Origin of the sequence: Pedobacter hartonius (assembly GCF_900107535.1) — a bacterium.
In the GTDB taxonomy this organism is placed as follows: Bacteria; Bacteroidota; Bacteroidia; order Sphingobacteriales; family Sphingobacteriaceae; genus Pedobacter; species Pedobacter hartonius.
On sequence record NZ_FNRA01000007.1, the window covers coordinates 240,176 to 259,240 of the forward strand.

The window sequence follows — 19,065 nt, forward strand, 5'->3', positions numbered from 1 at the left end:
CTGTTCCGTTACCATTTGAATTGACAGCTCGTGACGGTTACAAAAAATAAAGACAATGGAAATAGAGAAATATCAGATTGATGCACACAATGAAAAGCTAACAGCTGCTCATCAGCAAAGATTTAGTTTCGCAGCATCAGAAAATGCAAAGGTAGAAGAGGTGATCACTAAACTGATCAAATTTCAGATCGCTATTCCAAGCTGGGCTTTGGGTACGGGAGGTACACGTTTCGGAAGATTTTCAGGTGGTGGCGAACCACGCAGCCTGGAAGAAAAAATTGAAGATGTAGGCCTGCTGCACAAACTAAACCAGTCCAGCGGCGCCATTTCCCTGCACATTCCATGGGATATCCCAACTGATTATGACGCCATCAAGTCGCTCGCCACACATCACGGACTGCGTTTCGATGCCATGAACTCCAATACTTTCCAGGATCAGGCAGATCAGAAACTGAGCTATAAGTTCGGTTCACTGCAACACGTAGATAAAGGCGTACGCCAGCAGGCAATTGACCACAATATCGAAGTGATCCGTCAGGGTGTAGCCCTGGGCTCTGATGCACTGACCGTATGGCTTGCCGACGGATCATGTTTCCCCGGCCAGCTGAACTTCAGAAAAGCATTCCAAAATACACTGGAAAGCTTAGAGGAAATCTATGCTGCATTACCGGATGCATGGAAAGTTTTTGTAGAATATAAAGCCTTTGAACCAAACTTCTATTCTACTACGGTAGGAGACTGGGGGCAATCCTTATTATATGCAAGTAAACTGGGGCCAAAAGCCTATACACTGGTAGATCTGGGGCACCATTTGCCAAATGCAAACATTGAACAGATTGTATCCCTCCTGTTAATGGAAGGCAAACTTGGAGGTTTCCACTTCAACGACTCTAAATATGGTGATGACGACCTTACCGCAGGAAGTATGAAACCCTACCAGCTGTTCCTGATCTTCAATGAACTGGTTGAAGGAATGGACGCCAAGGGGATAGACCATGCCACAGGCTTGGGCTGGATGATCGATGCCTCTCACAACGTTAAAGATCCTCTTGAAGATCTGCTGCAATCTGTAGAAGCCATCATGATCTCCTACACACAGGCTTTGCTGGTAGACAGGGAGGCGCTGAACATCGCACAGCAGGAAAATGACGTAGTACGCTGCCAGGAGATCCTGCAGGACGCATTCCGTACGGATGTAAGAGCTATTGTTCAGGAAGCAAGACTGAGGACGGGCGGGGCAGCACAACCAGTACAATTGTACCGCGGGCTGAAAGTCAGGGAAAACCTGATCAGTAACAGAGGTTTGAAAACTGTAGCCACAGGATTGTAATGAGTGCGCTGCCAGTTATTGTAATTTTCGACGTGGGGAAGACCAATAAAAAGATCTTCCTGTTCGATGAAAATTATAAGATCGTTTTCGAACGGTCGGCCCGCTTCATGGAGACCTATGATGAGGATGGGGACCCTTGTGAAAACCTGGAAAGCTTAAGGCTGTCGGTTTATGATTCCCTGCGTGAAGTGCTCAAACGCAAGGAATTCGAGATCAAGGCGATCAACTTCTCTACGTATGGTGCCAGTTTCGTTTATATCGATGAATATGGAAAACCACTGGCACCACTGTACAATTACCTGAAGGCCTATCCTGAAGCTATTAAAGCTGATTTTTATAAAAAATACGGAGGTGAAAGTGCCATTTCGGCAGCTACGGCATCACCGGTGCTGGACAGCCTGAATTCAGGAATGCAGTTGTACCGTTTTAAAAAGGAACAGCCCGCCCAGTATAAAAAGCTGAAATATGCGCTGCACCTGCCGCAGTACCTGAGTTACCTGGTTTCGGGGGCAGAATATTCTGACCTCACCAGCATTGGCTGCCACACGCAGTTATGGGACTTTACAAAAAATGATTACCACGATTGGGTGAAAAAAGAGGGGCTGGACAAAAAGCTGGCCCCTATTGTAGATGGAGATGAAGTTTTCCCGTCGGAATTTCCCGGGAACCAGTATAAGGTTGGCGTAGGCCTGCATGATAGTTCAGCAGCGCTGATCCCCTACCTGATCAATTTCCACGAACCCTTTGCGCTGATCTCCACCGGTACCTGGTGCATCACGCTGAATCCTTTTAATGATTCGCCACTGACGCCCAAAGAGCTGGAACAAGACTGTCTTTCTTTTATGCAGTATAAGGGCAAGCCCGTAAAGGCTTCACGGATATTTGCAGGATATGAACACGAGCAGCAGCTGAAGCGGATCTCCTCGCATTTTAACCAAAGCCCGGGACGCTACCGGTCAATGAAATATGATGCAGGGATCATCTATAACCTGCTGCGCGAGATGGAAGGCCGCAATGAACCTGCTGTTCCTGTATGGAGCAAGGATTCTGCTTTTGCAGCGCGTGACCTGGCCTCTTTTTCATCTGATAAAATTGCTTACCACCAGTTTATTCTGGATATTGCAAGGCAGCAGCTGGCCTCTACAAAATTAGTGATAGGAGATAGCAAGGTTAAACGTATTTTTGTGGACGGCGGGTTTAGTAAAAATGCTATTTATATGAACCTCCTGGCCATGATGTTCCCGGAGATGGAAGTTTTTGCTGCCTCTATGGCACAGGCAACAGCAATTGGAACGGCCCTGGCCATCCATAAATGCTGGAATACCAAACCGATGCCCAATGATATTATTGAATTGAAGTATTATGCTTCCAACAACGATCTAGCTATATGAGAGTAGGATTATTTATACCCTGTTATGTAGACCAGTTTTATCCCAATGCGGGTATCGCTACTTACCAGTTACTTCGTAAACTGGGAGTGGACGTTACCTACCCCACCGGGCAAACCTGCTGCGGACAGCCTATGGCCAACTCCGGGTTTGAACACCTGACCAAAGATTGTAACAACCTGTTCATCGATAATTTCGCTGAATTCGATTATATCGTTTCCCCTTCGGGAAGCTGTACGCTGCATATCAAAGACCATTTACATTCCGAAGAAGCCGAGGAGAAGGCTACGGGCATCAGGCATAAAATATATGAACTGGTAGAATTCCTGGTAGATATCCTGAAGGTGAAGGACCTGCATGCCAGGTTTCCGCATAAAGTGGGCCTGCACCAGAGCTGCCATGGGCAGAGAGGGCTTTTCCTCACTCAAATGACAGAGCTTGTTGCGCCTTATTTTTCCAAGCCCCAGCAATTGCTGTCGCAGGTGGAAGGACTGGAGCTGATTGCCCTGAGCAGGGAAGATGAATGCTGCGGTTTTGGCGGTACATTCTGTGTGGTGGAGGAAGCAGTATCGGTAAAAATGGGTAAAGACCGCGTAAAAGATCATCTGACACATGGGGCTGAATACATTACAGGTGCAGACATGTCCTGCCTGATGCACATGGAAGGAATCTTAAAAAGAGAAAATAGTGGAGTGAAGGTGCTGCATATTGCAGAGATATTAAATGCAGAATAAGGAGATGGACGGAGCAACGCAAACACATCCTGAGTTATCAGAGATCTTCAATAAAGATGAAGAGCGGGTAGACTGGCATGATGAAACCCTTTGGTGGATCAGGCAGAAGAGGGATAAGTCGGCCCACAGTATTCCCGAATGGGAACAGCTGCGGGAAACGGCTTCACAGATAAAAAACAATGTGCTGTCAGACTTGTCCGCTTACCTCGTCAGCTTTGAAGAGAAAGCCCTGGCCAATGGTATCATTGTCCACTGGGCTGCGGATGCTGCAGAACATAACCGCATCGTACATGGAATTCTAAAGGAAAACGGCATCCAGCAGATGGTAAAGAGCAAGTCTATGCTGACTGAAGAATGCCACCTGAACGAATACCTGGAACAGCAGGGTCTGGACGTGATCGACTCCGATCTTGGGGAACGCATCGTCCAGCTGGCCAAAGAACCGCCAAGTCATATCGTACTGCCCTGTATCCATAAGAAAAAGGAAGAAATAGGAGATCTTTTCCATATCCACCTTGGCGTGCCCGCGGGAACTTCAGATCCGCAGATCCTGACCGAAACAGCAAGGCAGCACCTGCGCGAAACCTTCCTGACCAGAAGGGCAGCACTGACGGGTGTTAATTTTGCTATTGCAGAAACAGGTGAGTTTGTGGTGTGCACCAATGAAGGTAATGCCGATATGGGCGCGCACCTGGCCGATGTACACATTGCCAGTATGGGCATCGAAAAGATTATTCCTGAACGCAGGCACCTTGGTGTATTTCTGCGTTTGTTAACCAGAAGTGCCACAGGACAGCCCATCACTACCTATTCCAGTCATTTCAAGAAACCAAGGCCGGGTCAGCAGATGCATATTGTCATTGTAGACAATGGCCGTACCATACAGATGGGACGTGAAGATTTCAGGAACTCCCTGAAATGTATCCGCTGCGGGGCGTGTATGAATACCTGTCCTGTATACAGAAGAAGCGGAGGGCATAGCTATCATAATGCGATCTCAGGCCCTATTGGTGCCATCCTTGCACCAAATCTGGACATGAAAAAGTATGCTGACCTGCCTTTTGCCTCTACGCTTTGTGGATCCTGCTCTAACGTATGCCCGGTGAAAATCGATATCCATCAGCAGCTCTATAAATGGAGACAGGTAATTGTGAAGGAAGGGTATGCCGACAGCACCAAAAAAATAGGCATGCAATTGATGACATTTACACTTTCATCACCTGCGGTATACCGTACTGCCGGAAAAGCAGGAAGATGGTTTTTGAAACACGTGCCTTTTGCGGTAAATAATAAGTTCAACCCCTGGTACAAACAACGCGATATGCCGGAGGCACCGGCAGAGTCCTTTGGGGAATGGTATAAAAAGAATGTGAAGAAGTCATGAGCAGAGATAAAATATTAGCTGCCCTGCGGCAAAACCAGCCGGAAAAGGTTGCATTGCCAACAACGCTGTCTTTTGAGCGGGATGTAAATCTTAACCTGGCGGAGAAGTTTAAGGCCATGGCCGAAGGAATCGGCAGCAAAGTATATATGGTAGCCGGCTTTGGCGAGATCGGCCCGGTAATAGGAATGGATTTCCCTTCGGAGAAGCGTATCGTAAGCACTGTTCCGGAACTGGTGTCTGCAGCTATTCCTGCTTTTGTGCTGGATGCAGACCCGCATACCTATGAGGATGTAGATGTTGCGATCTTCAAACCCAGGATCGCTGTTGCGGAGAATTCTGCGCTGTGGATCACAGAAGACCGTATGGGGGTAAGGGCGCTGCCGTTTATTACACAGCATATCGTGATGCTGGTAGATATTGCTTTGCTTGTTCCCGACATGCATGCGGCCTATGAAAAGATAGGATCTGCTGATTATGGCTTTAGTACTTTTATTGCCGGCCCGTCAAAAACAGCCGATATCGAACAATCACTGGTGCTTGGTGCACACGGGCCGAGAAGCATGACTATATTTATGTATAGCTGATCTGAATTTTCATTTAACCTTAGGCAAGTCAAACACATAAAAAAAGCCGTCCAGATAGCTGAACGGCTTTTTACTTATTTAAAATCAGGGTTATTCACCGCGCTTACGCTGATTGTCCCTGTTTGACGTCTGATCGGACCGCTGCCCGCCGCCATTTGTGATACCATTTTGTTTCTTATCGTTTTTTACTTCATGATGTAAACGGTCTGAAGTAGGGCTTCCCTGCTGTTTCATACCTTGTTTTAAATCTTGATTTTTCATAACAATATGATTTAGTTGTTAAATAATAAGACCCGTATATGCTGTCTTACCTTAATAAAACGCTCTCCATCCGGAATTGTTTTCTATAGGGCTGGTAAAGTTTTAGAATTTGATACCTACACCAACAGAATATACCTGGTTTCTGAATTCAGGAGTGTCCTGTGTACCGTTCTCATTGTTCTTCTGGAAGTCCAGTGCATAACGGGCATGGATATCAAACTTATCATTCACATCATACCTGAAACCGATCACACCACCAACAAGGCTTTTCTTGAACCTGTCTGAATCATCCTCCACGCGTGTTTCCTCTACGGCGCCAAAGTTGTTCTCAAACTTGTTTTTGGTAGACAGCAGGAAGGATACCTGCGGACCTGCAACAATGTTAAAGCTGCTTCCCAACCTGAAACTCGCCAGAATCGGCACATCGATAAAACTTGTAGTTTGTTTGAAGGTACCGGCAGCATAGGTGTTTTTATAACCTTTTTGCGCATATAATACCTCCGGAGTAAACTGTAATCCTGCGATCAGTGGGATCTCTACGGTAACCCCTGCGTTGAAGCCCGGTTTTGATTCCGTATCAAAGTTATTATTTCCGTCACCTTTGATAATGTCTGAATAGTTCAGTCCCGCTTTTATTCCAAATTTAATTCTATCCTGTGCGTTTGCCGCTGTGGCAACAAACAGGCCTATTGCCAAAATAAAGATCTTTTTCATAGTAGTATTTTTTAAGGTTAAATTGGCAGGAGCATTGAAAGAAATGTGCCAGTTTAACAGTAGATTGTTTTATTTTGAAGGGACTTGTTTTTTATCGTCTGATATACAGTTGTTTACGGGGTTTCTTGTGAGAAGTCAATCTTCAGGTGCCGCTGCAGAAGTAATCTTCCTTTTTGTATCAAATTTGATACATAACTAAAGGACATGCAAATCAGGGAACTCTGATGCAGGATCGGGCTGAATTAAAGGGTCAGTTGACACACCTATGGTCATTTTGATTAACTTTGGTATAAATACACCCTTATTCATGATCCAAAGGCAATTCTTAATTACTGCAACCCTGCTGTGCTCAACTGTTTTCTCTGTTCAGGCGCAGCAAAAGTCATATATTCAAATGCTCAATGAGCCCAATCAATGGGTAGATTCTGTTTTTCACAAGATGAAAAGGCGTCAGAAAATCGCCCAGCTGTTCTTTGTGCGTGCGCATACCAACCTTGGCAAGGCCTATGAAGATTCTGTAGGCAAGGTGATCAGGAAAGAACGGATTGGCGGACTGGTCTTTTTTCAGGGCGGCCCCGGCAGGCAGGCAATCCTGACGAATAAGTACCAGTCACTGGCACGGACTCCGCTGCTGATCGCCTCAGACGGAGAATGGGGGCTGGGCATGCGCCTTGACAGTACCATCTCGTATCCTTACCAAATGGCACTGGGTGCCATCCAAAACACCGACCTGATCTACCAGATGGGCTTACAGGTAGCAAAAGATTATAAAAGAATAGGCATGCAGATGAACCTGGGTCCTGATGTGGATATCAACAACAACCCTAAAAACCCCATTATCAATTATAGGTCTTTCGGGGAGAACAAATATAATGTAGCCACTAAAGCTTCGGCTTATATGAAGGGTATGCAGGATGGAGGGTTGCTGGTCAGCATCAAACACTTTCCGGGTCATGGTGATACTGATGTAGATTCGCATTTTGACCTGCCCCAGTTGAATTTCACCAAAGCCCGCCTGGATAGCCTCGAGATTTATCCTTTCAGGGAGCTGATCAGAGAGGGGACTGCCGGAGTAATGGTGGCCCATATGAACATCCCATCGCTGGACAATACACCAAATCTTCCTTCTACCTTATCCAAACCTATCGTTACCGGGGTACTGAAAGATGAACTGGGTTTCCGCGGACTGATCGTTTCAGATGCCATGGAAATGAAAGGGGTAGTGAAAAACTTTAAAGATGGCGAGGCCGACGTCATGGGTGTCATTGCCGGAAATGATATTTTAGAACTTTCAGAAAATAGCCGGAGAGCAGTAAAACTGGTGCGCAAGGCTGTGAAAGAAGATAAGATCAGCATGGAACGGATCGATGAAAGTGTAAAGAAGATCCTGACCGCCAAATACTGGGCAGGATTAAGCAAAAAGGATACGGTTGACGAACATAATGTACAGGCCGAAGTGAACAGACCGGAAAGCAGGATTTTACTGCAGCAGCTGGCCGATGCCTCTATGACACTATTGAACGGCGCAGGAGCAATCAAAGCCTTATCACCGGAACTGCGGACGGTCATCATCAGCATCGGCACGCCGGATGTCACCGTTTTCCAGCAGGAACTTGGCCGTTTCTATAAAAACTCAGTGTTGTTTAACCTGGATAAAAATGCCAGTGCTGATGCCATAACAAAGGTGCTTGGCACTTTTGACCCGGCCGACCAGGTGATCATCGGTATCCATGACAGCCGTGCACGTCCCGGAAACGGAATGCCGCTAAGTGACGGCATCAAATCATTCATCAGTAATATGGCTTATAAAAATGCAGTATTTGCGTTATTTGCCAATCCCTATAACCTGGCCAGTCTGCCGGGCATAGAAAAAAGTAAATCCCTCATCATAGCTTACCAAAAAGAAGATTTCATGCAGAAAGCCGCTGCCTCGGTCATTAAGAACCAACTGGTGCCCAGCGGGAAACTGCCGGTAACGGTAAATCCCTTTTTTAAATATGGTGACGGTATCAATCTAACATTGGTTAACAGCTTGTAATATCAAATGCTTCAACCCCTAAAAATACTTCAGGCTTCCGCAGGATCGGGTAAGACATTCAGCCTTACCGCCCATTACTTAACTTTGCTGCTCTCCGGAGAAACCAAGTACAGGGAAATCCTGGCGGTAACATTTACCAACAAGGCTACGGAAGAAATGAAATCCCGTATCATGGAGGTGTTAAAGGGTTTCGCCACAGGGGACGAAGGAGTGAAGGATTACAGGGAGCTGGTACTGAAGGCACATCCTGACCTGGATGCGCAGAGCTTACAGCAGCAGTCCGAAAGGATCTATAAAAGGATCTTGCATGATTACAGCCGTTTTTCGGTAAGTACAATCGATGGTTTCGTCCAGAAAGTGATCCGCGGATTTGCCTTTGAACTGGGACTGGATTCAGGTTATGCACTGGAAATGAATTTCGATAAGGTGAAAAATGACCTTGCCGATAAGCTGGACCAGCAACTGGACCATAACCCTAACCTGCTGCAATGGATCATCGACCTGGCGCTGGACCGCATCAATAACAACATCAGCTGGAACTACAGAACGGAACTTACAGACCTTGCCGGGGAAATATTTAAGGAGCGGTACCAGCCTTTTGATAATGCGATACAGGACCTTGTTCTGCATACCGACCTGAATGAATTATTTAAAAATTACGGCAGGGAAACCAAAAAACATATCAGTTCTTTTGAAGAGATGGTGAGCCAGCTCTCTGCAAAGGCTTCTGAATTATTCGACTCCTCAGGGATTAATCCTGACCACTTAAAAGGCAAATCCAGATCGCCCTTAAACAACCTGAAGAAAATTGCCGCAGGTGAGCTGGATAAAATGGACAGCCTTACCAAACTGATAGATGAACCCGATGAATGGTTTAAACCGGGTTCTGATACTTCTCTTTACCATTCCCTGAACCCGATCATCCGGGAACTGAATACAGGTTATATCGAGCGCCTGCCGGAGTATATCCTGGCCCAGGCTTTCAATAAGAACCTGTATTACCTCAGGCTGATGCAGGAAATGGCCGTACTGCTGAAAACTTACCGTGAGGAAAGCGGCAACCTGCTGATCAGCGATGCACAGAACCTGCTGAAGGGCATAACCGGTGATGATGATGACAATCCGGCCTTTATCTGGGAAAAGACCGGCAGCAGGTACCGCCACTTTTTATTTGATGAATTTCAGGATACTTCTGCCAACCAATGGGGAAATTTCAAGCCCCTGCTGAAAAATGCAATGGCTGAGGCAAATGGAAAGCTGATCGATCACCTGATCGTAGGGGATGTGAAGCAATCGATTTACAGGTGGCGCAATGGCGATTGGAACATTCTCCACCAGCAGGCCAAAATGGATATCGGAAGCACTTATGTAACTGATGCCAACCTGGAAGAGAACTACCGCAGTACAAAAAACATTATCACTTTTAATAACCTTCTGTTTAAAGCGCTGCCCATCCTGATGCAGCAAAACATAAATGATATCATCGGAGGACAGTCGTCTAACGATGAACTCCATTCCTGGTGGGACGAAAAAGGCTTTGGCCATATCATGACAGATGTATACCGCGAAGCCGAACAAAAGATCAACAGCCGTACTGCCGATGGCGGGGCAATTGATTTCAATGTGCTCAGAACAGATGCTGACGGCGCCGCACTCAGAACAACGGGTTTCAAAGCAGAAGCCCTGCGCAAAATGGTGGAAACCCTGCAGCGGCTCCTTATAGTGGAACAGCGTTACAAAGCGGGAGATGCCTGTGTGCTGGTACGCTCCAATGCGGAGGCGATAGCAGTGGTAGATGCCCTGATGGAAAACAATATCAGTGTGATCTCCGGCGAAGCCTTATTGATTGAGAACAATAGAGCAGTAACCTTATTGATTGATACGCTGAAGGTGATGGGCGGGTTGACTGAAAACACGGCTTTGTATAAGGCAAATTGTATCAGTTTATATGCACAGCTTCAGCACAGGGCACTGGATGCGGCCGACCTGTTCAACCTGAAAAACAAAAGCCTGGAAGACCTTTCAGCGGTACTGCCGCCTGATCTCTGTAACCAATGGCGGAGCTGGATGCAGCAGCCGCTGCCTGAGCTGCTGGAAAAACTGATGACTGCCTATGGGCTAAATACTACGGAAAGCGCTATTCACCTTCCGTATCTGTTTGCACTGCGGGATCTTGCAGGGAACATCGGCCGTCAGGGCGAAAAAGGAATTACGTCGTTCCTGAAATATTGGGACGAGGAAGGCCGCAGAAAAACCCTTCCTTCGTCAGACAGTACAGATGCAGTACAGGTCATCACAATCCATAAATCCAAAGGCCTTGCCTTTAAGGTGCTGATGATCCCGTTTTGCAACTGGGACATCAACGGCAAAACAAATACGATATTTTGGGTGCCTGCGGCGAATACGCCATACCACCAGCTGAAGCGCATACCCCTGAAATATAATTCCAGCCTGGCGGCGTCGGCCGTAGCAATTCCATACTTTGAAGAATTGCTCTATAACCAGATGGATGCGCTGAACATGTTATATGTTGCAACCACAAGGACCAAAGAATACCTGTACATCAGTACGCTCGGGAAAAAAACAGAGGGTACCAGTACCATTGGCGACCTGCTGATCCGGGTTTTTGAAGACCAGCTTTCTGAAGAAGGCCGATTCCTGGTAGATGAGGAAGTAATCAAAAAAATAACAGAGAAGACGGAACAGGAGCTGAAGCCTGAACTGATCAGCCTGCAGGAATACCCCGTTTCAGACCGGCTGACGGCAGTGTTTAACAGCGACCTGAAAAGAAGGGAACTAGATATGCTCGGTACGCAGACCGCAGGTAGGGAAGGAAGCATCTTACACGAAGTACTGGCACGCGCCTCGGATATTGAAGACATCGGTCATGTATTATCGGAGATGCTCAGCGAAGGTTTTTTCAGGGAAGAAGAACTGCCTTCCTTTAAGCTGCAGGCCACAACCGTTCTGGAGCATGCAGATTTACAGCATTTATTGAACAGCAGCACCCAAACGGTAAATGAAAAGAGTATCATAGACCGTACGGGTAAAAGTTACCGCCCGGATAAAGTATTGTTTTCGGAGCAGGGCGTGATTGTGATCGACTATAAGTTTACCCAGCAGGAAAGCCCTGCCCACATTAAACAGGTACATGGCTACCGGGCTCTTCTTCAGGAAATGGGTTATCCGGCAGTAAGCACTTATTTATTTTATGCCAACAGTGGCGAACTGAAATTAGTTTAAGCATGATACCATTTTTAAAAGAAGTTGCAGTAGATCTGATAGCAAGGACAGGAAACAACCTGCACCATGCTGCGGTGGTATTTAACAATAAACGGCCGGTGGCCTACCTGCAAAACCACTTGGCACAAACCATAGGGAAACCTTTCTGGAGCCCCTCGTTTTTTACGATACAGGAATTTTTTGCGCTGTCTACCGATCTGCAGGTGGCAGATGGCTTTACCCAGTTTTTCAGCCTCTACCAGCAATACAACGAATTGCTGAAAAAGGAAGGTGCAAAGGCCATCAATCCCGATGTATTTTATCCCGTTGCCAGGATTATCCTGAGCGACTTTGCCCAGATCGATAATGACCTGGTTAATGCGGATCAGCTGTTTGAAGAGCTGGAGGATATTGCCGTGATTGAAAAGAACTTCCAGCACCTTACGGCAGAGCAGCAATCTTTTTTAGAGCAGTTCTGGATTTCGTTCTCCTCCGGAAAGCAGAAGAACCAACAGGAGCAGTTCATCAGGATGTGGCGGAGGATGCCGGCCCTGTACGCCGGTTTCCATGAGGCGCTGCAGGCAAAGGGGCTTACCTCTATGGCCCATGTGTACCGTAAACTGGCATTGGGCAAAGCCGAAAAGCCTGAATTCATAAATGATTTTGCCAAAGGGAAACTGGTATTTGCCGGGTTTAATGCCCTGAGTAATGCCGAAGCCATGATCTTTAAGCGCTGGAGCCAGGATGAAAAGGCATTGTTCTACTTTGATACAGACAATTATTATATGCAGGATGACACCCAGGAAGCGGGGCTTTTCCTCAGAAAAAACATACAGAAGCTGGGCCTGCCGAATGCGCTGGGCGAAAGCAGGGACCTGATCAGGTCCGGACAGAAGGAGATCAAAGTCTACAAAACACAGGGGCAGACCGCACAGGCCAAGATCTTACAAAAAGAACTGGAAGAGGATTACCCGATGCTGGATGCAGCAGACAATGCCGGGAAAATTGCATTGATCCTGGCCGATGAGAGCCTGCTGCTGCCTGTATTACAAACGATACCTACCCATTACAGGGGCGAACAGGGGATTACGGCAGCGGTAAACTTAAACGTGACAATGGGTTATCCCCTGCTGGCAACCTCAATTTTTGGCCTGGCGGATATCTGGCTCAGTGTGCAGTCGCAGCTGGCCGCGGGTAAAAAAGACACTGTACATTACCGGGAGGTGGAGGCTTTCCTGTCCCACCCGCTGATCGGCCTTCCGCCTGACATCCGCAACCAGCTTCAAAAGGAAATCCTGGAGGGGATCTTTGTGGAAGTGAACATGGATATGCTGAGCGGGGCAGCTGAGCTGGCAGAACTATTTTTTAAAAGAAGAAATACGGGGGCTTCGGCCATCACCGGTCTTTTAGATGTCTTCAGTTTGATCCTGCAGCAGCAGATCGCTGAGAAAACATTGAAACAAACCGAAGCCGATCTGTTCATTGCCACGATCAAAGAATTGAACCGCCTTCATGATACCATGATAGCCTACACTACTGAACTTTCGCTGCCCTTTGTATTGTCGCTCATGCAGAAGGCCATCCAGGGGATTGCCGTTCCGCTAAGCGGGGAACCGCTGGAAGGCGTGCAGGTGATGGGGCTGCTGGAAAGCAGGAGCCTTGATTTTGACCACGTGTATATCCTGGGCGTAAATGAAGGGATTCTGCCGCAGGTAAGTGTTTCCCCGAGTTTCATTCCTGATAGTATCCGCAGGGCCTATGGCCTGCCGGTGATAGAAAACCAGGATGCAATTTCGGCCTATATGTTCTACCGCTTATTGCAGCGTTCCAGGAAGGTCAGCCTGGTCTATAACGGACAGGGCGATGAAAATAATACGGGTGAACCCAGCCGCTTTTTAAGGCAGCTTGAATTTGAAAGCGGGTATACTTTTAAATATTTCGATCAGTCGCAGCCTATTTCTACCGCTCATCACCTGAAGACCGATATCAAAAAGGAAGGTGAAGTACTGAGCCGTTTGCAAGCATATCTTGACCAGCAGGAACCCGCATTGCGGATTTCTGCTACCGCATTAACTACCTATATGAACTGTGCCGTACAGTTTTTCTATAAGTATATCGCTAAAATTGAGGAGCCTAAAGAACTTACAGAGAACCTGGAAGCAAACAATATTGGCTCCATGCTCCATTTTGTAATGGAATGCTTTTATGAGGATCTGAAAGCTGAAGGGCCTTATATCACCCGGGAACGTATCTCGGAACACCGGAAACAGCTGGACAGGTTAGGTAAGATCGCTTTCTCCAAGATCATGGCTGATGATGAACACCAGGTACTGAACCATAACGGGATGCAGCAGGTTGTACTGGCCATTGTTGCCGAATATGCCAATGTGATCCTGAACTATGATGAAACAGAAGCGCCTTTTTCCGTACTCGACCTTGAAAGCAGGGACGAGATCAGGTTTAACATCAATGTAGAAGGTAAGGAAAGGTTGCTGACGCTGCATGGGATAATTGACCGGGTAGACCTGAAGAATGGGGTGACCAGGGTGGTGGATTATAAGACCGGCCGTGATGAGCTGCAGTTTACCTCGCTGGACGATATTTTTGACACCGAAAGCGGTAAGCAGAACAAGGCACTGGTACAGACCCTGTTTTATACTTATGTATATGAGCAGTCGAAAGGTATTACCGGTATGGAGCCTAATTTATACCTGATCAGGAAGATGAGAAAAGAGGGAACGCTCTTTTATTCCAGCGAAAACAGGAAACGTGTTTACCTGCAGGTAGAACATCTGGCAAGCCTGAAAGAAGAATTTAGTAAGCGTTTAAAGACGAAACTGGAAGAATTATTTGACCCTGCCACACCATTTATGCATACTACACAGGCCGACAACTGTAAATATTGTCCGTATTTGTCTTTGTGCGGCAAATAATATCTTTATTAAAGGCTTTTTGTCAATATATTTCCATGATTTCTGTTCATAACAGATTGTATTTAAAACAAACTTTATTATTAAGTTACAATAGTTATATTTGCCGTAGTTAACATTTGAATATACAATGAGAGAGATTCAATTTAGAGAAGCTTTGCGTGAAGCTTTAAGCGAAGAAATGCGTAAGAACGAAAACGTTTTTATGATGGGCGAAGAAGTTGCGCAATACAACGGTGCATATAAAGTAAGTCAGGGTATGCTTGATGAGTTTGGCGACAAACGTATCATTGATACACCAATTGCTGAGCTGGGTTTTACAGGAATCGGAATCGGAGCCGCAATGAACGGGTTAATTCCCATCATAGAATTTATGACATTTAACTTCTCCCTTGTTGCAATCGATCAGATCATCAATGGCGCTGCTAAGATCTTATCTATGAGCGGTGGCCAGTTTTCAATTCCTGCTGTATTTCGCGGGCCGACTGGAAATGCGGGTCAGTTAGGTGCACAACACTCTCAAAACTTTGAAAACTGGTATGCCAACTGTCCTGGTTTGAAAGTTGTAGTTCCTTCTACTCCTTATGAGGCTAAGGGATTGCTGAAACAATCAATTCTTGATCCTGATCCTGTAATCTTCATGGAATCTGAAGTAATGTACGGTGATAAAGGTGAAGTTCCTGAAGATGAATACTATATCCCACTGGGAAAAGCAAAGGTTACTAAAGAAGGTACTGATGTAACCATCGTTACTTTTGGTAAAATGCTTAGCCGTGTAGTTAACCCTGCAGTGGAAGAATTAACAAAAGAAGGTATCAGTGCAGAAGTGATCGATTTACGTACCGTACGTCCTATCGACTATGCTACGATCATTGAGTCGGTTAAAAAAACCAACCGTTTGGTTATCGTTGAAGAAGCATGGCCATTGGCGTCAATTTCTTCTGAGATTGCTTTCAATGTACAAAGAAATGCTTTCGATCATTTAGATGCTCCGGTATTGCGTATCACTTGCGCAGATGTACCGCTTCCATATGCACCTACATTGATCGCTGCCAGCTTACCAAACGCAGAACGCGTGATCAAAGCGGTAAAAGAAGTAATGTACGTAACAAAATAAGCTATTCGGTAAACAGTATATAGAATCCCGTTGGTTAAAACCCTGCGGGATTTTTTTGTTTTTATAAGTGATGAAGATTGGATCAGCTGGCACCCTGATACAGATTTTTTTAATATATTTTTATGATAAGGCTTACATCAGTTTTTATACTGATGTTAAGCGACAAGCTGATACAGGTTTTTAAAACATATTTTTCAATATGAGTAGTCACTCAAAGATTATTGCTGCGGAATTAGCAGTAGCAGAAAAGCAGGTTATTGCCACTATTGAGTTATTGGACGAAGGGGCAACAGTACCTTTTATTTCCCGTTACCGTAAGGAACTGACGGGAAGTTTGGATGAAGTTCAGGTGGCTGCCCTGCGCGACCGCTTTCAGCAGCTGCGTGAGCTGGACAAACGGCGCGAAGCAATCCTAAAAGCTTTAGCAGCACTGGGGAAACTTACCCCGGAACTGGAAGCGCAGATCAAAGCGGCGGAGCATATCACTGTTATAGAAGATATTTATCTTCCCTATAAGCCAAAGAGAAAAACACGGGCTTCTGAAGCCCGGCGGAAAGGCCTGGAGCCATTGGCGCTGGCGATCTTTGAACAGGGAAAACTGAACCCGGAAGATGAAGCAGCGAAATACCTGAATACGGAACTGGGCGTGTTGAATGCCGAAGATGCATTGGCTGGTGCCCGTGACATCATTGCGGAGATGATCAGTGAAAATGCCGAAGTACGGACCGGGATGAGGAAGTACTTCCAGCAGAAAGCCGTCATCAAATCGTCTGTGATCAAGGGAAAAGAAGAAGACGGGATCAAGTACAAGGACTATTTTGAATGGGAAGAGCCTATAAAATCTGCGCCTTCACACCGTATTCTTGCCATGAGACGCGGTGAAAATGAGTCTATCTTAAGACTGGAAGCTGTGCCGGAAGAAGATGGTGCGATTGCCATCCTGGAGAAACATTTTATTCAGGGCAATACTGCTTCATCAAAACAGGTGGAGCTGGCCGTACATGACAGTTACAAAAGACTGCTGGGGCCATCAATGGAAACGGAACTGCGTTTATTGTCAAAACAAAAGGCAGATGAGGAAGCAATCCGTGTGTTTGCAGAAAATGCAAGACAGCTATTGCTTGCTGCCCCTATGGGACAGAAAAATGTATTGGCTATAGATCCCGGATTCCGTACAGGATGTAAGGTGGTATGTTTGGACAGACAGGGCAAATTGCTTGAAAATACAACGATCTACCCGCATACCGGTCAGGGAAACATCAAAAATGCTGCGGATACGATCCAGAAATTATGTGTTAAACATGAGGTGGAGGCCATTGCAATTGGAAACGGAACCGCCGGACGGGAAACTGAAGTGTTTATAAGGGGCCTCGGCCTGACGGGTGTACTGATCGTGATGGTCAATGAGAACGGTGCATCGATCTATTCGGCCTCAGAAGTAGCGCGGGAGGAATTCCCAATCCAGGATATCACTGTGCGCGGGGCTGTTTCTATCGGCCGCAGGCTGATGGATCCGCTGGCAGAGCTGGTAAAGATTGATCCTAAGTCTATCGGCGTAGGGCAGTATCAGCATGATGTGGACCAGGTGAAATTACAGGCATCCCTTGATGATACCGTGATAAGTTGCGTGAATGCTGTAGGCGTAGAGTTGAACACGGCTTCAAAGCAGGTGCTGGCATATGTCTCAGGACTTGGGCCGCAACTTGCACAAAACATTGTGAGCTACAGAAATGAACATGGTGCCTTTAAGAACCGTGAAAGTTTAAAGAAAGTCCCAAGACTGGGAGATAAAGCATATGAGCAGGCTGCCGGATTCCTGCGCATCAGGGATGCGGCGCATGTACTGGATGCAAGTGGTGTTCACCCGGAGCGTTACGCCCTCGTGAACCAGATGGCGAAAGACCTGGGGCATTCTGTGAATGATCTCTTAAAAGATGTCCAGCTGCAAAAGCAGATCAAGTTACAGCAGTATGTGAGTGACAGTGTAGGTTTACCTACTTTGAACGATATTATGGCTGAGCTTGCTAAGCCCGGGCGTGATCCGAGGGAGCAGTTCGAAGCTTTTAGTTTTGCTGAAGGCATAAATGAAATTGCCGATCTGAAAGTGGGGATGAAGTTATCCGGTATCGTGACCAACATTACCAATTTCGGTGCTTTTGTAGATATTGGTGTACATCAGGATGGCTTGGTGCATACCAGTCAGCTTGCAGATAAGTTTGTTGCCAACCCTAATGATGTAGTGAAGGTGAGCCAGAGGGTAGAGGTAACCGTGAAAGAGATCGATGTTGTCCGTAAAAGGATTTCGTTATCCATGAAAAGCGAAAATGCACCTAAACAGGGTAATCAGGCGAAACCCGAAAGAGCTGCCGGATTTAGGAAGCCTGATGCGGGTAATAAGCCTCAGAACGGGCAGCCTGTGCCTTCAAATAAGGCACAGGCTGCCAACAGACCTTCCAAGCAATCTAAACCTCAGCCAGAGGGCGATTTGCAGTTGAAACTTGAAGCGTTGAAAAATAAATTTAAATAGTAAGTTACAGTATGATGATCTTTCAGAACCGGAAGATCATCATACGTAATTAGGGCTTACTCTTGTCCGGCCATATTAGCCGGGATCCATCTTGTTTTAGCCTGTGATCAGCCTGGAGGCAAACTCTCCTATCATTAATACCTGTGCATATGTATTTGCAGAAGTGATCTTGGGCATAACCGAAGCATCGGCGATACGTAGACCTTCTATACCATGAACCAGTAACTGTTCGCTCACTACGGCTTCGTTACCGGGTTATCGAATCTTTCCGGAGTAACAGATCTTTTGATGATATTTTTGAATGCTGGTTGCGAGGCAATATCTAAACTTAATTCAACCGCCTTAACCAGTGCATCTACATCGGCCTGTTCTTTTAAGTAATTCGGTTGAATCTCAAGGGGACCATCGTATTTGCCGTTTTCATCTTTACATAACCCCTGCTTTGAACTCCGAAAAGAGCAGGCATCAGCACGAATGAGTTTTCCGGAATCTGGTATTTTGCCATTACCTCAGGTATATAAGCGGCGGATCTTGATATCGTAATGAAAATATCAGAAGCTTTCAGTTCAGGCTTGCATTTCCAGTAAAGGGCACTGCCTAAGGTCGAAGTGGTGACAGGTGGAATGGGTTCTGCTGCTTCAAAATATAGTCCCTGTACTGCAATATGGTCCTGTAAATTTTTGCCTACGCCGGGAAGATTAACTACAGTTTCGATGCCCAGCTTTTTTAGTTCTGTGGTGTCTTTACAGTTGGTCTTATACAGGAAAAGCTTTACAGTTTGTTACTGCTATTTGTTTACTATTGTCCGTTACTGTACAGAATATGCTGATAGGTAA

Annotated in this window: 13 protein-coding genes; 10 read left to right on the forward strand and 3 right to left on the reverse strand. The window is 46.2% G+C overall.

Translation table 11 applies throughout. From position 1 onward, the window contains the following. Positions 1-55 precede the first annotated feature (55 nt). Genes BLW16_RS14150 through BLW16_RS14170 form a run of 5 tightly spaced genes read left to right on the forward strand, consistent with a single transcriptional unit; the run spans position 56 to position 5,420 of the window. Positions 56-1,330 (forward strand): sugar isomerase, encoded by a 1,275-nt coding sequence (locus BLW16_RS14150; protein ID WP_090557685.1) that lies wholly within the window; start codon positions 56-58, stop codon positions 1,328-1,330. After that, positions 1,330-2,721: an FGGY-family carbohydrate kinase gene (locus BLW16_RS14155; protein WP_090557686.1), complete on the forward strand. Its 1,392-nt coding sequence runs from the start codon at positions 1,330-1,332 to the stop codon at positions 2,719-2,721. Before BLW16_RS14150 ends, BLW16_RS14155 begins: the two co-directional genes overlap by 1 nt. Continuing rightward, the gene (locus tag BLW16_RS14160) at positions 2,718-3,452 is read left to right on the forward strand and encodes a (Fe-S)-binding protein (protein WP_090557688.1); all 735 of its coding nucleotides are present in this window, start codon (positions 2,718-2,720) and stop codon (positions 3,450-3,452) included. Before BLW16_RS14155 ends, BLW16_RS14160 begins: the two co-directional genes overlap by 4 nt. Positions 3,453-3,456: 4 nt before the next feature. Continuing rightward, positions 3,457-4,836 carry a lactate utilization protein B gene (locus tag BLW16_RS14165; RefSeq protein ID WP_090557733.1) on the forward strand — a complete coding sequence of 460 codons (1,380 nt, stop codon included), beginning with the start codon at positions 3,457-3,459 and terminating at the stop codon, positions 4,834-4,836. Beyond that, positions 4,833-5,420 (forward strand): LutC/YkgG family protein, encoded by a 588-nt coding sequence (locus BLW16_RS14170; protein ID WP_090557690.1) that lies wholly within the window; start codon positions 4,833-4,835, stop codon positions 5,418-5,420. Before BLW16_RS14165 ends, BLW16_RS14170 begins: the two co-directional genes overlap by 4 nt. Before the next feature lie 90 nt (positions 5,421-5,510). Here the strand turns inward: BLW16_RS14170 and BLW16_RS23270 are convergent, their stop codons facing one another. After that, positions 5,511-5,681: a hypothetical protein gene (locus tag BLW16_RS23270; RefSeq protein ID WP_175470581.1), complete on the reverse strand. Its 171-nt coding sequence runs from the start codon at positions 5,679-5,681 to the stop codon at positions 5,511-5,513. Positions 5,682-5,783: 102 nt separating this feature from the next. Then, a complete protein-coding gene (locus BLW16_RS14175; RefSeq protein ID WP_090557692.1) occupies positions 5,784-6,395 on the reverse strand; it encodes a porin family protein in 612 nt (203 codons plus the stop codon). Between the two features lie 307 nt (positions 6,396-6,702). On the opposite strand from BLW16_RS14175, the gene BLW16_RS14180 reads away from it, so the two are divergent. The 5 genes from BLW16_RS14180 to BLW16_RS14200 all read left to right on the forward strand — a co-directional run bounded on the left by BLW16_RS14180 (position 6,703) and on the right by BLW16_RS14200 (position 18,229). Continuing rightward, a complete protein-coding gene (locus BLW16_RS14180) occupies positions 6,703-8,433 on the forward strand; it encodes a glycoside hydrolase family 3 protein (protein WP_090557694.1) in 1,731 nt (576 codons plus the stop codon). Between the two features lie 6 nt (positions 8,434-8,439). Further along, positions 8,440-11,676: a UvrD-helicase domain-containing protein gene (locus tag BLW16_RS14185; RefSeq protein WP_090557696.1), complete on the forward strand. Its 3,237-nt coding sequence runs from the start codon at positions 8,440-8,442 to the stop codon at positions 11,674-11,676. 2 nt (positions 11,677-11,678) lie between these two features. Beyond that, positions 11,679-14,588, forward strand: a complete 2,910-nt coding sequence (locus BLW16_RS14190) for a PD-(D/E)XK nuclease family protein (protein WP_090557698.1) — start codon at positions 11,679-11,681, stop codon at positions 14,586-14,588. Between the two features lie 127 nt (positions 14,589-14,715). Then, the gene (locus BLW16_RS14195; RefSeq protein WP_090557700.1) at positions 14,716-15,702 is read left to right on the forward strand and encodes a pyruvate dehydrogenase complex E1 component subunit beta; all 987 of its coding nucleotides are present in this window, start codon (positions 14,716-14,718) and stop codon (positions 15,700-15,702) included. A gap of 199 nt (positions 15,703-15,901) precedes the next feature. Further along, on the forward strand, positions 15,902-18,229 hold the full coding sequence (locus tag BLW16_RS14200; protein WP_090557701.1) for a Tex family protein: 2,328 nt from the start codon (positions 15,902-15,904) through the stop codon (positions 18,227-18,229). Between the two features lie 96 nt (positions 18,230-18,325). Here BLW16_RS14200 and BLW16_RS14205 read toward each other — a convergent pair whose 3' ends face one another. Then, complete coding sequence (locus BLW16_RS14205) at positions 18,326-18,466, reverse strand: GMC oxidoreductase (RefSeq protein WP_139298320.1); 141 nt, start codon at positions 18,464-18,466, stop codon at positions 18,326-18,328. Positions 18,467-19,065 lie beyond the last annotated feature (599 nt).

What these genes read in the sequence shown, in the direction of transcription:
- BLW16_RS14150 (WP_090557685.1), top strand. Translation starts at nt 56, where the DNA reads ATGGAAATAGAGAAATATCAGATTGATGCACACAATGAAAAGCTAACA.
- BLW16_RS14155 (WP_090557686.1), top strand. Translation starts at nt 1,330, where the DNA reads ATGAGTGCGCTGCCAGTTATTGTAATTTTCGACGTGGGGAAGACCAAT.
- BLW16_RS14160 (WP_090557688.1), top strand. Translation starts at nt 2,718, where the DNA reads ATGAGAGTAGGATTATTTATACCCTGTTATGTAGACCAGTTTTATCCC.
- BLW16_RS14165 (WP_090557733.1), top strand. Translation starts at nt 3,457, where the DNA reads ATGGACGGAGCAACGCAAACACATCCTGAGTTATCAGAGATCTTCAAT.
- BLW16_RS14170 (WP_090557690.1), top strand. Translation starts at nt 4,833, where the DNA reads ATGAGCAGAGATAAAATATTAGCTGCCCTGCGGCAAAACCAGCCGGAA.
- BLW16_RS23270 (WP_175470581.1), bottom strand. Translation starts at nt 5,681, where the DNA reads ATGAAAAATCAAGATTTAAAACAAGGTATGAAACAGCAGGGAAGCCCT.
- BLW16_RS14175 (WP_090557692.1), bottom strand. Translation starts at nt 6,395, where the DNA reads ATGAAAAAGATCTTTATTTTGGCAATAGGCCTGTTTGTTGCCACAGCG.
- BLW16_RS14180 (WP_090557694.1), top strand. Translation starts at nt 6,703, where the DNA reads ATGATCCAAAGGCAATTCTTAATTACTGCAACCCTGCTGTGCTCAACT.
- BLW16_RS14185 (WP_090557696.1), top strand. Translation starts at nt 8,440, where the DNA reads ATGCTTCAACCCCTAAAAATACTTCAGGCTTCCGCAGGATCGGGTAAG.
- BLW16_RS14190 (WP_090557698.1), top strand. Translation starts at nt 11,679, where the DNA reads ATGATACCATTTTTAAAAGAAGTTGCAGTAGATCTGATAGCAAGGACA.
- BLW16_RS14195 (WP_090557700.1), top strand. Translation starts at nt 14,716, where the DNA reads ATGAGAGAGATTCAATTTAGAGAAGCTTTGCGTGAAGCTTTAAGCGAA.
- BLW16_RS14200 (WP_090557701.1), top strand. Translation starts at nt 15,902, where the DNA reads ATGAGTAGTCACTCAAAGATTATTGCTGCGGAATTAGCAGTAGCAGAA.